The sequence below is a fragment of the Acrocarpospora macrocephala genome, assembly GCF_009687865.1.
GTDB classification, from domain to species: Bacteria; Actinomycetota; Actinomycetes; order Streptosporangiales; family Streptosporangiaceae; genus Acrocarpospora; species Acrocarpospora macrocephala.
In genome coordinates this window covers 18,217-31,880 of record NZ_BLAE01000019.1, presented here as the reverse complement: position 1 = coordinate 31,880, position 13,664 = coordinate 18,217, and the positions used below count along the sequence as shown (strand labels likewise).

The 13,664-nt window shown below is 68.1% G+C and carries 18 protein-coding genes; 9 read left to right on the top strand and 9 right to left on the bottom strand.

All coding sequences use genetic code 11. The annotated features are described in order from the left end of the window. Positions 1-47: 47 nt before the first annotated feature. Both Amac_RS18080 and Amac_RS18075 read left to right on the top strand, forming a co-directional pair. The gene (locus tag Amac_RS18080) at positions 48-1,034 is read left to right on the top strand and encodes a magnesium transporter CorA family protein (protein ID WP_155355558.1); all 987 of its coding nucleotides are present in this window, start codon (positions 48-50) and stop codon (positions 1,032-1,034) included. A 41-nt stretch (positions 1,035-1,075) separates the two neighbouring features. Beyond that, the gene (locus Amac_RS18075; protein ID WP_155355557.1) at positions 1,076-1,786 is read left to right on the top strand and encodes an SGNH/GDSL hydrolase family protein; all 711 of its coding nucleotides are present in this window, start codon (positions 1,076-1,078) and stop codon (positions 1,784-1,786) included. Here Amac_RS18075 and Amac_RS18070 read toward each other — a convergent pair. The 7 genes from Amac_RS18070 to Amac_RS18040 form a co-directional block, all read right to left on the bottom strand. Continuing rightward, a complete protein-coding gene (locus Amac_RS18070; RefSeq protein WP_155355556.1) occupies positions 1,771-2,127 on the bottom strand; it encodes a DUF2516 family protein in 357 nt (118 codons plus the stop codon). The genes Amac_RS18075 and Amac_RS18070 overlap by 16 nt on opposite strands. Positions 2,128-2,287: 160 nt before the next feature. Next, positions 2,288-2,686, bottom strand: a complete 399-nt coding sequence (locus Amac_RS18065; RefSeq protein WP_155355555.1) for a hypothetical protein — start codon at positions 2,684-2,686, stop codon at positions 2,288-2,290. 8 nt (positions 2,687-2,694) lie between these two features. Further along, positions 2,695-3,117 (bottom strand): helix-turn-helix domain-containing protein, encoded by a 423-nt coding sequence (locus tag Amac_RS18060; RefSeq protein ID WP_155355554.1) that lies wholly within the window; start codon positions 3,115-3,117, stop codon positions 2,695-2,697. Between the two features lie 60 nt (positions 3,118-3,177). Continuing rightward, positions 3,178-4,080, bottom strand: coding sequence for a M56 family metallopeptidase (locus Amac_RS18055; protein WP_155355553.1), 903 nt, complete (start codon positions 4,078-4,080; stop codon positions 3,178-3,180). Continuing rightward, positions 4,080-4,433 carry a BlaI/MecI/CopY family transcriptional regulator gene (locus Amac_RS18050; protein WP_155355552.1) on the bottom strand — a complete coding sequence of 118 codons (354 nt, stop codon included), beginning with the start codon at positions 4,431-4,433 and terminating at the stop codon, positions 4,080-4,082. The genes Amac_RS18055 and Amac_RS18050 overlap by 1 nt, the downstream gene beginning before the upstream one ends. Positions 4,434-4,508: 75 nt before the next feature. Next, positions 4,509-5,294, bottom strand: a complete 786-nt coding sequence (locus tag Amac_RS18045) for a class I SAM-dependent methyltransferase (RefSeq protein ID WP_155355551.1) — start codon at positions 5,292-5,294, stop codon at positions 4,509-4,511. After that, a complete protein-coding gene (locus Amac_RS18040; RefSeq protein ID WP_174900184.1) occupies positions 5,291-6,028 on the bottom strand; it encodes an SDR family NAD(P)-dependent oxidoreductase in 738 nt (245 codons plus the stop codon). The genes Amac_RS18045 and Amac_RS18040 overlap by 4 nt, the downstream gene beginning before the upstream one ends. Positions 6,029-6,097: 69 nt before the next feature. On the opposite strand from Amac_RS18040, the gene mshA reads away from it, so the two are divergent. From mshA to Amac_RS18025, 3 genes are all read left to right on the top strand, one after another. Continuing rightward, the gene (gene mshA, locus Amac_RS18035) at positions 6,098-7,381 is read left to right on the top strand and encodes a D-inositol-3-phosphate glycosyltransferase (protein WP_155355549.1); all 1,284 of its coding nucleotides are present in this window, start codon (positions 6,098-6,100) and stop codon (positions 7,379-7,381) included. Next, positions 7,378-7,866, top strand: a complete 489-nt coding sequence (locus Amac_RS18030) for a type III secretion system chaperone family protein (protein WP_155355548.1) — start codon at positions 7,378-7,380, stop codon at positions 7,864-7,866. Before mshA ends, Amac_RS18030 begins: the two co-directional genes overlap by 4 nt. Before the next feature lie 87 nt (positions 7,867-7,953). Next, positions 7,954-8,691, top strand: coding sequence for a phosphoglyceromutase (locus tag Amac_RS18025; RefSeq protein WP_155355547.1), 738 nt, complete (start codon positions 7,954-7,956; stop codon positions 8,689-8,691). A gap of 75 nt (positions 8,692-8,766) precedes the next feature. Here the strand turns inward: Amac_RS18025 and phoU are convergent, their stop codons facing one another. Continuing rightward, a complete protein-coding gene (phoU, locus tag Amac_RS18020) occupies positions 8,767-9,414 on the bottom strand; it encodes a phosphate signaling complex protein PhoU (RefSeq protein WP_155355546.1) in 648 nt (215 codons plus the stop codon). A gap of 184 nt (positions 9,415-9,598) precedes the next feature. On the opposite strand from phoU, the gene Amac_RS18015 reads away from it, so the two are divergent. Both Amac_RS18015 and Amac_RS18010 read left to right on the top strand, forming a co-directional pair. Next, complete coding sequence (locus tag Amac_RS18015; protein WP_246268457.1) at positions 9,599-10,711, top strand: sensor histidine kinase; 1,113 nt, start codon at positions 9,599-9,601, stop codon at positions 10,709-10,711. Next, positions 10,708-11,400, top strand: coding sequence for a response regulator (locus Amac_RS18010; RefSeq protein WP_155355545.1), 693 nt, complete (start codon positions 10,708-10,710; stop codon positions 11,398-11,400). The genes Amac_RS18015 and Amac_RS18010 overlap by 4 nt, the downstream gene beginning before the upstream one ends. Positions 11,401-11,757: 357 nt before the next feature. Here Amac_RS18010 and Amac_RS18005 read toward each other — a convergent pair whose 3' ends face one another. Then, entirely contained in the window at positions 11,758-12,351 is a 594-nt protein-coding gene (locus Amac_RS18005; protein ID WP_246268438.1) for a copper chaperone PCu(A)C domain-containing protein, read from the bottom strand. A 253-nt stretch (positions 12,352-12,604) separates the two neighbouring features. On the opposite strand from Amac_RS18005, the gene Amac_RS18000 reads away from it, so the two are divergent. Together Amac_RS18000 and ispF are read left to right on the top strand one after the other, a co-directional pair. Beyond that, entirely contained in the window at positions 12,605-13,087 is a 483-nt protein-coding gene (locus Amac_RS18000) for a CarD family transcriptional regulator (RefSeq protein WP_030451583.1), read from the top strand. A 17-nt stretch (positions 13,088-13,104) separates the two neighbouring features. Continuing rightward, entirely contained in the window at positions 13,105-13,593 is a 489-nt protein-coding gene (gene ispF, locus Amac_RS17995) for a 2-C-methyl-D-erythritol 2,4-cyclodiphosphate synthase (protein ID WP_155355544.1), read from the top strand. The last annotated feature ends 71 nt before the right edge of the window (positions 13,594-13,664 follow it).

Sequence of the window (13,664 nt, the reverse complement as noted above, 5' to 3'; positions counted from 1 at the left end):
CGATAGCGGTCCGACTTGTCCTGTGCGCCCCGGAGTACGCTGGTGCGATGGCCCAGCCCACCCCGGCGAACACGCGCCTTTACCGGCACGGAAAGCTCGTCTCCGAAGGCTTTCCCATCGCCGACGTCTCCGATCACCTGGACGAGGACGACGCGGTCATCTGGTTCGACCTGTGCAGTCCGTCCGAGGAGGAGCTGGCCGCCATCAGCGAGGAGCTCGGCCTGCACGAGCTCGCGATCCGGAGCGTGCTCACCCCCAACCAGCGTCCCAAGCTGGACATGTTCGACACGCACATGTTCCTCAACGTCTTCACCGCGCACTACGACGGCGACACCGGCCAGCTCGACCTGACCGAGGCCTCGGCCTTCATCACCAGCAACGCCCTGGTCACCGTCCGCACCTCGGACCGTTTCGACCTTCAGGAGATCACCAACCGCTGGGACTCCTCCTCCGGCCTGGCCGAACACGGCGTCGCGTTCCTGCTGCACGGCGTGCTCGACTACGTGGTGGACACCCACTTCGAGGTCGTGCAGGCCATGGACGAGCAGATCGAGGTCCTGGAGGACCGCCTGTTCGACGAGCAGATCCCGGACCGCGACCAGCAGCGCCGCACCTTCGGACTCCGGCAGAGCCTGGTCACCTTCCGCCGCGTGGTCTCCCCGATGCGGGACATCGTCAACGCCCTGTTCCGCCGCAACGACGTGATCAGGGACAGCTCCATAACCCCTTATTTCCAGGACGTGTACGACCACGTGCTCCGGGCGTCCGAATGGACGGACTCCCTCCGCGACCTGGTGGGCAACATTCGCGAAGCGCACATGACCATGCAGAGCAACCGGATGAACCTGATCATGAAGCGGGTGACCAGCTGGGCCGCCATCATCGCGGTCCCGACGGCGATCACCGGCTTCTACGGCCAGAACGTGCCCTACCCCGGATCCCAGCAGATGTGGGGATTCTGGACGTCCACCGCGATCTGGGCGATCGCCGCCCTGGTCCTCTACTTTCAGTTCCGCAAACGTGACTGGCTGTAATCGATAGACTTCCGGCCTGCGCTTGGAGACCGGGGGTGGGCATGCGCGCGCCGTTGCTGGTGTCGTGGTTGTCGATCTGCGGGCTGGTCACCGGATGCGCGAGCGCCGTCGGGGAGGCTGGCAGCACTCCGTCGCCGCTCGTTCCGCTCCGGGCCCCCGTGGTGATGTTCATCGGCGACAGTTTCGCCGTGGGCTCGGGCCCGGTGCCCGCCTGGAAGAGCTACGCGGCGGAGACGGCCCGCCTGCTCGGCTGGCAGCTGATCACCGCGGGCGGCCGGGGCGCCGGATTCGTCGCGACGGGCAAGGTCCACCGCACCTTCAGCCAGTCGTTCACACGGGAGCTGTCCTGGCGGCCCGAGCCCGACCTGGTCGTGCTCGCGGGCGGCCACAACGACCGCAACGCGGCCAAGGACGTTCAGCGCGCCGCGGTCAAGCTGGTCGGCCGGGTCAAACAACGCTGGCCGAGGGCCAAGGTGGTGCTGGTCGGCCCGATCTGGGTGAAATCACCGCCGAAGGCCGCGTACAAGATCAGGGACGCAGTCGCGAAAGCCGCCTGGCTCACCGGGGTGCCGTTCGCCGACCCGCTCCCGCAGAAGTGGCGCAAAGGCGACTCGCTGCCCGACGGCACCCACCCCACCCTGGCCGGTCACGACCGGCTGGCCCGCTGGCTGGTCGCCACCCTGCGATCGCGCGGCGTCGCCCCGGAAGAGGGAGGGCCGAGGCCACTGAGCGGCCCTTACCAGGGGCCGTAGGGGCCCTGGTTGCTGCTGCCGCCGCCGCGATACTCGTTGACGGCCGGTTTCACGTCGGCCAGGTAGATGCCCGAGGCGATCACAGCCGCGATCGTGAAGATGTTCAGTCGGCTGAAGTCGAAGAGGTGGATGCCGAAGAACGAGCCGAACGCTGCGACGAACGTGAAGAACGTCGCCAGACCGAGGAAAAGCGTCCACAGGTTCTTGGTGAGCTTGCCCGCAGACTTGAACGCAGGGGCGGGGATCCTGATCGCGTGCAGGAGCGCCCATCCGGACATCCCGAGCGCGGCGAGCGAGATTGCCCAGAAGACCAGGTCGAGGGGGCCGTTGAAGAGCATCATCACTCCCGGGGAGGATCACTTCGGTTGCACCCAGCCTAACGGGTCAGCACAGAACGCGACCCGCGTAGAGCGTGTCGTCGCCGTCGCTCTGGACATGACGTCGGCACCGGCGCAGCAGAACGGCCCGCATCCTGGCGGGACACGGGCCGTTCCTTCAGGCTCAGGCCTTGGTCTTGGCGCGCGGCGTGACCGGCTTCTTGGCCGGGGCACGGCGGGCGCCCGCGGACTCGGCGACCTCTTCCAGCTCGATTGCGGCGCCGCCGCTGACCTTGCGAACGACCTTGCGGCCGCGCTTGGCGAGGTCGTCGTAGAGCTCGTTCAGCCGCGAGCTGATCGTCTCCGCATACTCCCTGGTCTTGCCGGGGAGTTCGCGGGCGTAGCTCCCGGCCCGGTCCTGGACGCGCTCGGCGTATTTCTTGGCGTCGCCCTGGCGGTCCTGCAGCTTGGACAGCTGCTCCGGCAGTTCGCGGATCTTCTCCATGGCGAAGTCGCCGGCGCCGGTGATGGCGTAGAACGGCTTCGACTCGGTGAGCTTCTTCACCTCGGTGGCGAGGGTCATGATTGGCGTTACCCTTCTGGTGTGGCGTGACCGTTTTGCGAGTTGACCGCCCCCAGAGGCTCAGCCGGTGTCGTCGGCTGGGCCTCGTCGGTTGCTGCCGCACGGTTCTCGCGCCGGAACGATTCGTAGATGTCGATCAGCACTTGACGCTGCCTTCCGCTGATCGTCACATCGGCCCGGATCGCGCTCAGGACGTCGCTGTCCGGCTCGCGCTCCTCGATCAGACCGGCCTGCACGTAGAGCGCCTGAGCGGAGATCTGCAGACCTTTGGCGATCTGGTTGAGGATCTCCGCGCTGGGCTTGCGCACCCCGCGCTCCACTTGGCTCAGGTAGGGAAAGGACACCCCCGCCTGAGCGGCGAGCTGGCGCAGGGAGATCTTCGCCTGCTGCCGCTGCTCGCGGATGTACGAGCCGATCTTGGGCAGTTCCATACCCCCCAGTCTGCCAAAGGGTGTATGCAATTGCAAACGGGGTGGATAACGGCGGCTAACTCAGTTGGGAAGCAACCAGAGCATAGGGGCGGACGCGGTAAGGATCACCGATCCGGCCACGATAGCGAACCGCACGTGGGCCGGGAGTTCGGCACGTGGCTTGACCAGGCGATTCACCCGCGCCATTACATTCTCACCCGTGCTCGCGCCGAGGGCGCCATGGGGGGTGGCGAAAGCGGCCGCCGTACCGAACCGGAGCAGGGCGGTGGCCAAGCGCTTCGGCGAGCACTGGCGGCGGGCCCGGTCGTCGGCGGCCATCTCGATCAGCAGGGCCACCGAGGCATGCGCGTCGTGCACGGTTTTTGACCAGGGCAGCACCCAGCGCAGCGCCGCGAACGGCAGCAGCACCAGATCGTGCCGCTCCCGGACATGAGCGGTCTCATGCGCCAGTACGGCCGTCAGCTCGTCGGGGCTGAGCAGGCGGAGCGTGCCCGCGCTGACCACCACCTGGGAACGCAGCCCGGGCAGGCAGTAGGCCGCGGCCCCCGGGTGATCGACGACTCGGACGCCCGGCACCCGGGGCTCGTCCCGCGCGATCAGCGCCAGCAGCAGCCGATGCCGCCGCCGCGCGCTCAACGTCTGCGCGCCCGCGGCGACCAGGACCATCGACAACACCGAGAACAGCGCCAGACCGGCCATCAGCGCCCCGATCCGCAGGAAGTCATGCGGTTCCCGCAAATGCAGCCCGATGTACGCCAGGCCGTGCACGACCCCGCGCCCGAACGGCTCCAGCGCGTACGCCAGCAGGGCGCCCGTGCTGGCCAGGCCCCACGTCACGCCGAGGGACTGCCACAGCAGGATGGCCGCGCGCGGGGCACGCCAGGTCCAGCGGGCCGCGGTGAGCCGCCAGGCGCCGAGGGCACAGACAGTGGCAAGCGCCGCGAGGGTCGCCGCCGCGATCATTACTCCTCCAGCTCGGTGAGCGCGCGGCGGAGGATCTCGGCTTCCGAGCCGGACACCGCCTGGGCGAAGCGTTGCAGGGCGGCGCTGCGGTCGCCGGTCATCTCCAGGGCTTCGAGCATGAGCTCGGCCACGTACGCATCACGGCTGGCGGCGGGTTCGTAGCGCCAGGCGCGGCCGTCGCGGACACGGGTGAGGAAACCCTTGCGGGTGAGCCGGTCCAGGACGGTCATGACCGTGGTGGGGGCCAGGTCGCGGTCCGCGATCAACCGGCCGACCTCGCGCGCGGTCATCGGACCGCGCTCCGCCCAGAGGATGTCCATGATGCTGCGTTCAAGCTCGCCAAGACCCTTCACGACATCAGCCTACCTGGCGTAGTACTACGTCTTGTAGAGAGGTACCCAGCCTCGACGCCAGGCCAGCAGCTCAGCTTAGGCCACGGCTGACCAAGGGAGGGTAAGTTCGCCCAGCCGCCATCGGGTTGGTCCGCCGAAGGGGGGCGTGGTGTGGACTGGCCAGGTTTGGGAGAGCAGGTGGGCGGTGCGGATCCAGCGCTGGCGGGTGCCGTACGCGGCGAAGGGGGCGCAGGTCGCCCAGGCGCGGTCCCAATCGGCGAAGAGGCGATTTATCGGATGGCCGGGGATATTTCGGTGGATGAGGGTTTTGGGGAGGCGGGGGGCGAGGTCGGAGGGGCGGTCGAGGCCGCTGAATCGCGCGGCGAAGGTGATGATTTTTGGTGATTTTTCGTCCAATGTTGCCCAGACTGCGCGGTGGCCGGCTTCGGAGCAGGTGCCTTCGACGAGGATGCCCCTGGGGTGGAGGCTTTGGCGCAACATTTCCCAGTATCGCCAGGCCTCGGGCTCGCCGTACTGGCGCAGGACGTTGAAGGCCCGCACCAGCATCGGCGGGCGGGTGACGGGCAGTTCGAAACCGCCTCTGATAAAGGTCAGTCCTGGCCGTTCGAAGGGCTTCGCGGCGGCGACCCGGGCCGGGTCGATCTCCACGCCGATCACCTGAACGTCTCTGGCGACACGTCTCAGCCGGGTGAAAAGTTCATATGTCGTGATGTGGGAGGCGCCGTAGCCGAGATCCACCACCAGCGGTTCCGCCACCGAGCGCAACAATCCGCCATATCCGGCGGCGATCCAGCGGTCGGCGCGGCGCAGCCGGTTGTGGCCGGTGGTGCCGCGGGTGATCTCCCCGACCGGCCGCCTCACACCCGATGGACCTTGTGCTGCGCCGCCTGCGCCCGCGGCCGGATGACCAGCCGATCGATGTTCACATGCGCCGGCCGCGTCACCGCGAACGCGATCACGTCCGCCACGTCATCGGCGGTCAGCGGATCCGGCACACCGTCGTACACTTTCGCCGCCGCGCCCGCATCCCCCCGGAACCGGGTCAGCGAGAACTCCTCCGTCCGCACCATCCCGGGCGCGATCTCGATGATCCGCACCGGCTCGCCGCACAGTTCCAGCCGCAACGTCTCGGTCATGGACGTCTGCGCGTGCTTGGCGGCGCAGTAACCCCCGCCCCCCTCGTACGAGACGAGCCCCGCCACCGACGTCAACATCAGCAGCACCCCGTCCCCCGATTCGATGAGTTTGGGGAGCAACGCCCGGGTCATCCGCAACGAGCCGAGCACGTTCACCTCGTACATGCTCTGCCAGTCCTCGACCCGCCCGGCCGACACCGGCTCAAGCCCGACCGCGCCGCCCGCGTTGTTGATCAGCACGTCACAGCGGTCGAGCGAGGCGGCCAGCGCGTCCACCGACTCCGCCGACGTCACGTCCAGCGTGGCCGGGCGGATCGACGGCACCTCGGCCGCCAGCCGGTCCAGCCGGTCCCGCCGCCGGGCCGCCGCGACCACGTCATACCCCTCGGCCGCGAGCCGCCGCGCGGTGGCCTCGCCGATCCCGCTGCTCGCCCCTGTCACCACTGCTGTCCTCGCCATGGGGGTCATCTTAGGGGTGGGAATCTGTCGTAGTTATTCGTGGTTAATACCCGCTTGGAGGTGGTGTGGGTGACGCTCGGACGGCGACGACTGAACCGGGTCGCGACGATCAGCATGCATACGTCCCCGTTGGATCAGCCGGGCACCGGCGACGCGGGCGGCATGAACGTCTACATCGTGGAGGTGGCCAAACGACTGGCCGCGCTCGGGGTCGAGGTGGAGATCTTCACCAGGCAGACCGCGCGCGATCTGCCTCCCGTGGCGGAGATCGTTCCGGGCGTGTCGGTGCGGCACGTGACCGCGGGGCCGTACGAGGAACTCGACCGGGGCGACCTCCCCGGCCAGATGTGCGCCTTCCTGTCGGGCGTGCTGCGCACGGAGGCCATGTACGACCCCGGCAGGTATGACGTCATCCACTCGCATTACTGGCTTTCCGGGCAGGTCGGCTGGCTGGCCAAGGAACGCTGGGGACTGCCGCTGATCCACACCATGCACACCATGGCCAAGGTCAAGAACCTGCTGCTGGCCGAGGGCGACCGGCCGGAACCCCCCGTCCGGGTGATGGGCGAGGAGCAGGTCGTGGACATCGCCGACCGCCTGGTCGCCAACACCGTCGCCGAAGCGGATGAGCTCATCTCGCTCTATTCCGCACCGCCGGAGAAGGTCTCGGTTGTCAATCCCGGCGTGAACCTGACCGTCTTCCAACCGGCCTCCCAAGGCGCGGCCCGGCACCGGCTCGGCCTTCCCCAGCACGCGGTCGTCCTGCTCTTCGTCGGCCGGATCCAGCCCCTCAAAGCCCCCGACATCCTGCTCAAAGCCGCGGCCCGGATGATCGCCGCCGACCCCTCGCTCCGCGACCGCCTCGTCATCGCCTGCGTCGGCGGCCCCAGCGGCAACGGCCTCGCCCGTCCTTCCCTGCTCACCGACCTCGCCATCGAACTCGGCATCACCGACGTGGTACGGCTCGCGCCCCCCGCTCCCCAGCACGAGCTGGCCGACTGGTACCGCGCCGCCGACCTGACCGTCGTGCCCTCCTACAACGAATCCTTCGGCCTCGTCGCCCTGGAGTCCCAGGCTTGTGGCACGCCTGTCGTCGCCGCGTCCGTCGGCGGCCTCAGAACCGCCGTCAAGGACGGGGTCTCCGGCCTGCTCGTCGACGGTCACGACCCCCAGAACTGGGCGAACGCCCTTTCCGGCCTGATCAGGCAGCCCGCCTGGCGGGACTTACTGGCCGCCGGGGCACCCCGGCACGCGACCGCTTTCGGGTGGTCCGCCACCGCCGCGCGGCTGGTGGAGGTGTATACCGGAGCTATGGCCAAGCTGCATCGTGTGCCCGTGGCGGTCAACCTGTGATCGCCGCGGTCGAGGAGGCTTTGAAGGCCGGGGACCTGCCGTACGAGCAGCCCCGGCCGGGCGCTTTCCTCGTCAAACTGCCCGGCCAGCACAAGCTCGCCACCATGACCTGGCTGATCGTCGGCGACCAGGCGCTGCACGTGGAGGCGTTCTTCTGCCGCCGCCCCGACGAGAACCACGCCGACTTCTACCGCTGGCTCCTCACCAAGAACGGCTCGATGTACGGCGTGCACTTCGCCCTCGACCCGATCGGGGACGTCTACCTGGTGGGCCGCATCCCGCTGCAGGCCATCTCCGAGGAGGAGATCGACCGCATCCTCGGCTGCGTCCTGACGTATGCCGACGAGTGGTTCGATCGCGCGCTGGAGCTGGGGTTCGCGTCGTCGATCCGGCGCGAGTGGGAGTGGCGTCTCAAACGCGGCGAATCCACGGCGAACCTCGCCGCGTTCGCGCGTTTCGCGGATCCCGGGCGGGAATCCGCGTAGCCGTGCGGGTGATTTCGCATAGCGTTCGCCAGCGGTTCGCGGACCGGGCGGAAGTCGGCGGAGCCGTACCCCGTTAGGATTGCGGCCATGGCGACTTTGGTGCTGCTGCGGCACGGCGAGAGCGAATGGAACATCAAGGGCCTGTTCACCGGATGGGTGGACGTCACCCTCTCGGCGACCGGTGAGGCCGAGGCCCGGCGTGGCGGGCACCTGCTCATCGAGGCCGGAGTGCGCCCCGACGTGGTGCACACCTCCCTGCTGACCCGGGCGATTCGCACCGCCAACCTCACCCTCGAAGCGGCCGACCTGCTCTGGCTGCCGGTCCAGCGGTCCTGGCGGCTGAACGAGCGCCACTACGGCGCGTTGCAGGGCAAGGACAAGGCGCAGACGCGGGCCGAGTTCGGCGACGAGCAGTTCATGTTGTGGCGTCGTTCCTACGACACCCCGCCGCCGCCCATCGCGGACGACGACGAGTTCTCCCAGGCGGGCGACGCGCGTTACGGGCTGCTTCCGCCGGAGCTGCTGCCCAGGACCGAGTGCCTGAAGGACGTCGTCGACCGCATGTTGCCGTACTGGTATGACAAGATCGTCCCCGACCTGGCCGCGGGCAAGACCGTCCTCGTGGTCGCCCACGGCAACTCGCTCCGCGCCCTGGTCAAGCACCTGGACGGCATCAGCGACGCCGACATCGCCGCGCTGAACATCCCCACCGGCATCCCGCTCCGCTACGAGCTGGACGCCGACTACAAGCCGATCAGCTCCGGCTACCTGGACCCCGAAGCCGCCAAGGCCGCCATCGAAGCCGTGGCCAACCAGGGCAAGTAGCTGTGCTGATTGCGATGCTGTGCATCGCGTAACCCCCCGGCCCCCCGAGGACCGGGGGGTTACGCGTGTTTCGGGTCAGGCCTCCTGGCGGGAGCCGGTCACCAGATAGACGACATCGTGGGCGACGCGGACCGCGTGGTCGGCGTAGCGCTCGTAGTAGCGGCCCGCGAGGGTGATGTCGATGGCGGCCTCGATGCCGTACTTCCAGTCGGGGGAGAGCAGGATCCGGAAGAGGCGGCGGTGGAGTTTGTCCATCGCGTCGTCGTCGGATTCCAGTTCCTTGGAGAGCTCGACATCCCTGGTGGCGATGCAGGTGCCGGTCTTGGTGATCAAGCGCTCGGCGATCTGGCCCATTTCGAGGATGATGTCGCGCAGTGACGCGGGGATCGCCGATTCGGGGTGCCGCAGTCTGGCGATCTTGGCGATGTGTTCGGCCAGATCGCCCATGCGCTCCAGGTCCGAGGCCATCCGCAACGCGCTGATCACGGTGCGCAGGTCGACCGCGACCGGTTGCTGGGTGGCCATGACCTCGTAGATGGAGGTCTCCACCTCCGCGTACAGCCGGTTGACCTCCTCGTCCTGGGAGATCACGCTCTCCGCCAGGTGCAGGTCGGAGTCGAGCAGCGCAGTGGTCGCCCGCGACATGGCCGACCGGACCAGGCGGGTCATTTCGACCAGTCGGTCGGTGAGGGTATCCAGCTCTTCGTGATAAGCGTCGCGCATGCCGTTACCGTATGCGCGCGACTATGAACGAACCTCGACCGGCAAGTGAACTCTTCTGGAAAGGCCATGGTCATGCCCTATCAGGCAGTCGGGCGCACGGAGATTCCCACCTAGCATCTAAGTCGTGAACGAGTTGCTGGCGAGTTTCGCGGCGATGGGTGGCTTCCTGGTGGGCACCCTCGTCATGATGGCGATCCGGCGGCAGTCGGAGCCGGTGCGGGAACCGGAACCCGTCGACGACAGCCTGGCCCCCGGGGTGGCGTCGGTGCTGGCCGTGCTGCCGTCCTCGGCGGTGGTGCTCGACCGGGAGGACCGCGTGTTGCGGGCCAGCTCGGCCGCGAGGGCGTACGGGCTGGTGCGGGCGGATGCCCTGATGGCGGCGGAGCTGCTCGCGCTGGCGCGCAAGGTGCGGCGGGACGGCGAGATCAGGGAAGGCGAGATCGAGGTGCCGGGCCGCAAGTTCGGCCAGGAGTCCACCACGTTCGCGGTCCGGGTGGCGCCGCTCGGCTCCACCGGCCAGGTGCTGGTGCTCGCCGAGGACCAGACCGAGCGGCTCAGGGTTGAGGCGGTTCGGCGGGATTTCGTGGCCAATGTCAGCCACGAGCTGAAGACGCCCGTCGGCGCGCTCAGCCTGCTGGCCGAGACCATCCAGGACGCGGCCGACGACCCGGAGGCGGTCACCCGGTTCGCGGGTCGCATGCAGCACGAGGCGGCCCGGCTCACCTACCTGGTGCAGGACCTGATCACTTTGTCCAGGATTCAGGGGGCCGAGGCGATTCCGACCCCCGGGCCCGTGCCGGTGGACGAGGCCGTGCACGAGGCCATCGACCGGTGCAACACCAAGGCGGCGTCCAAGGACATCACCCTGGTCGCCGGGGGCACCGAAGGTTTAAACGTCTGGGGCGACGACGAGCTCCTCGTCACCGCGCTGCGTAATCTGATCGACAACGCGGTGGCGTACAGTCCCGAGCACACCAGGGTCGTGGTGAGCGCGCGCCCGGCCGGGGAAGCGGTCGAGGTCAGCGTCAGCGATCAGGGGATCGGCATCCCCGAAGGCGCGCAGGAGCGCATCTTCGAACGATTCTTCCGGGTCGACGCGGCCCGGTCGAGGGCGACGGGCGGCACCGGACTCGGGCTCGCCATCGTCAAACACGTCGCCGTCGCGCATGGCGGCGAGGTCACGGTGTGGAGCAAAGAAGGCTCCGGATCGACCTTCACCCTCCGTCTCCCCGCCTTCGGCGGCGTGGCGGTGGCGGTACCACGCACCACGTCAACCCCGCTGGAGGCGGCCACATGACCCGGGTACTCGTCGTAGAGGACGAGGAGTCGTTCTCCGACGCCCTGTCCTACATGCTTCGCAAGGAAGGCTTCGAGGTTGCCGTCGCGGCCACCGGGCCCGAGGCGCTGGAGACCTTCGACCGTAACGGCGCCGACCTGGTGCTGCTTGATCTGATGTTGCCCGGGCTGCCTGGCACGGAGGTGTGCCGCTCGCTGCGGCAGCGCTCCAAGGTTCCTGTGATCATGCTGACCGCGAAGGACAGTGAGATCGACAAGGTGGTCGGGCTGGAGCTGGGCGCCGACGACTATGTCACCAAGCCGTTCTCGTCGCGGGAGCTGGTGGCCCGGATTCGGGCTGTGCTGCGCCGGCAGGGGGATGTCGAGGAGCTGGAGTCCGCGATACTCGCGGCGGGGCCGGTGCGGATGGACGTGGATCGGCACATCGTCGCGGTGCGCGGGCAGCAGGTTCAGCTGCCGCTCAAGGAGTTCGAGCTGCTGGAGGTACTGCTCCGCAACGCCGGCCGCGTCCTCACCCGAGGCCAGCTGATCGACCGGGTCTGGGGCGCTGACTATGTGGGCGACACGAAAACCCTCGACGTCCACGTCAAGCGCCTCCGGGCCAAGGTCGAATCCGACCCCGCCAACCCGCGCTGCATCCTCACTGTTCGCGGGCTCGGCTACAAGTTCGATCCCGTCGTGGAGGACTGAGCCGGATTCGCGCTCACGACCCCTGTTCCAGCACTTCGGAACAGGGGTCTTCGTGGTCTTTGTCGGTTAACGTGGGATTCCGGGTGATCGGGCAGTGCGCGCCCGGTGAGGTGATTCGCCCTGTTTTCTGCGTTGCCCGGGCAGGGTGGTGCTGGACGACAACCGCCTGCAGGCCAGCACCCACGACGATCCGTCTGCTGATTGCTGGACCCGATGTGTACCCGACGAGGTCCAGGGGTTGAAACTCTAGGATGATCGTTCGCGTTGAGGGACGTCCAGGGCGCGAAAGTCTGCCGGTCAAAGAGGAGCTGGGCCTCCGGCGCTCTTCGCGGCAGCGCCGGATCCCGATGTCGTGTTTTAGTGGCCGGTCGTCGCGGCGGGGGAGGCGGAGGCGACCGGGCTGGGGGCCGGGAGGGCGCCGGGGACCGGGGGCAGCGTCGCGTATTCGCGGCTGCGGGTGATCACGGGGACGTCCATGGTGATGTCGCCCGCGGTCTGGAACTTCAGGGTGAGCCGCAGGGTCTCGCCGCCGCGCAGCGCGTTCTTGAGGCCTTCGACGGCGAGCTGCGGTGTCGGCTGGCCGGTGTTCACCAACGTGTGCGGGGGCACCTGGACGGGCGCGGTGACCTTCACCGAGGTGGCCTGGTCGGGGAGGGGGGTGACGCTGACCAGGCTGTCGGGGGCCGGGTTCTCGTTGGTGAGGACCAGGTAGAGCGGAGCCGCGCCGCCGGAGGGGATCTGGCCGCCGGAGTCGGGGCCGAGGACGAACGCTTGGCTGACCCGCATGCCACGCTCGCCGTACACATTGTCGGTGATGAGGACCTGGGCGTCGGTCGGCGCGTAAGGCTGCGTTGTGTTGGCCTTGTCGCCGGCGCCGCACGCGGCCAGAACAGGGGCGGCGGCGAGGAGCGCGGCAACGGCGATCACCCTGCGGCGGCTGGTGCTGGTCACGGCTCGGGTCTCCTTGTTACGCGGCTAGATAGAGCTGGGGATCACCCTATCGATGGGGGGCACCACTCCCCGCACCGGGCCGGTTTCCCCTGATTCGGCAGGTCATCCGGTATGTCGGAGTTGCTCATTCACAGAGTCGACTGCTTGTCAAGTCCCAAAATGAGGCTTTGACCTGCAGTTATGGTGATTTCACTGTTCCGGGAGGCTGTTGGCGCGTGGTACCCTGGAGTACAGCGGAAGGGGTACTTGTCACATGACTTTCCAGGTCGGCGACACGGTCGTCTACCCCCATCACGGGGCTGCTCGGATCGAAGCCATCACCACTCGGACCATAAAGGGTGAGGAAAAGACCTACCTGGTGCTCAAGGTCGACAAGGGCGACCTTACCGTCCAGGTGCCAGCGGAAAACGCCGAACTTGTCGGTGTGCGCGATGTTGTCGGCCAGGAAGGCCTTGAGCGCGTCTTCGACGTGCTCCGCATGCCGCACACCGAGGAACCAACCAACTGGTCCCGCCGCTACAAGGCCAACCTTGAGAAACTGGCGTCCGGTGACGTCAACAAGGTGGCCGAGGTCGTTCGTGACCTCTGGCGTCGTGACCGGGAGCGCGGTCTCTCGGCGGGTGAGAAGCGGATGCTCGCCAAGGCTCGGCAGATTCTGGTCAGTGAGCTCGCTCTGGCGGAGAAGACCAACGAGGACAAGGCAGAAGCACTGCTCGACGAGGTGCTGAACTCCTGAACACGTTTTTTCCAAGGGTGGGCGTCGGAGTCGACGTCCACCCTTTCGCTTCCGGCCGGGAGCTTCACCTGGCGGGCCTGCACTGGCCAGACCAAACGGGTCTGGCCGGGCACTCCGACGGTGACGCCGCCGCGCACGCCTGCTGCGACGCGTTACTTTCGGCCGCCGGTCTGGGCGACCTCGGCGGCCTGTTCGGCACCGCCGACCCACGCTGGGCGGGCGCGTCCGGCACGACCCTGCTCACGGAAACCGCCAGACGGGTACGCGAGGCGGGCTTCGATATCGGCAACGTGGCTGTTCAGATCATTGGAAACCGGCCAAAGGTGGCGCCACGCCGTACCGAGGCGGAGAAGGTGCTGAGCGCGGCGATCGACGCGCCGGTGAGCGTGAGCGCGACCACCACCGACGGTCTGGGTCTCACCGGGCGCGGCGAAGGTGTCGCGGCGATGGCCACCGCGCTGGTCGTTGGCCCGTTCCAACGGGGTTCGAACACCTCGCCAACCTGAGCGGCCGGCCGCGCGTCTCACATACATGCGGCGGCAATCTGTGACCAGGCGCGGTAACAGATTGCCGCTGT

Excerpts from the sequence above, each read along its gene's own strand:
- Amac_RS18060 (WP_155355554.1), bottom strand. The coding sequence starts at position 3,117 with ATGGAACTGCCCAAGATCGGCTCGTACATCCGCGAGCAGCGGCAGCAG.
- Amac_RS18000 (WP_030451583.1), top strand. The coding sequence starts at position 12,605 with ATGACTTTCCAGGTCGGCGACACGGTCGTCTACCCCCATCACGGGGCT.
- Amac_RS18055 (WP_155355553.1), bottom strand. The coding sequence starts at position 4,080 with ATGATCGCGGCGGCGACCCTCGCGGCGCTTGCCACTGTCTGTGCCCTC.
- Amac_RS18080 (WP_155355558.1), top strand. The coding sequence starts at position 48 with ATGGCCCAGCCCACCCCGGCGAACACGCGCCTTTACCGGCACGGAAAG.
- Amac_RS18070 (WP_155355556.1), bottom strand. The coding sequence starts at position 2,127 with ATGATGCTCTTCAACGGCCCCCTCGACCTGGTCTTCTGGGCAATCTCG.
- Amac_RS18025 (WP_155355547.1), top strand. The coding sequence starts at position 7,954 with ATGGCGACTTTGGTGCTGCTGCGGCACGGCGAGAGCGAATGGAACATC.
- Amac_RS18015 (WP_246268457.1), top strand. The coding sequence starts at position 9,599 with ATGATGGCGATCCGGCGGCAGTCGGAGCCGGTGCGGGAACCGGAACCC.
- Amac_RS18065 (WP_155355555.1), bottom strand. The coding sequence starts at position 2,686 with ATGACCCTCGCCACCGAGGTGAAGAAGCTCACCGAGTCGAAGCCGTTC.
- Amac_RS18040 (WP_174900184.1), bottom strand. The coding sequence starts at position 6,028 with ATGGCGAGGACAGCAGTGGTGACAGGGGCGAGCAGCGGGATCGGCGAG.
- Amac_RS18010 (WP_155355545.1), top strand. The coding sequence starts at position 10,708 with ATGACCCGGGTACTCGTCGTAGAGGACGAGGAGTCGTTCTCCGACGCC.
- Amac_RS18075 (WP_155355557.1), top strand. The coding sequence starts at position 1,076 with ATGCGCGCGCCGTTGCTGGTGTCGTGGTTGTCGATCTGCGGGCTGGTC.
- phoU (WP_155355546.1), bottom strand. The coding sequence starts at position 9,414 with ATGCGCGACGCTTATCACGAAGAGCTGGATACCCTCACCGACCGACTG.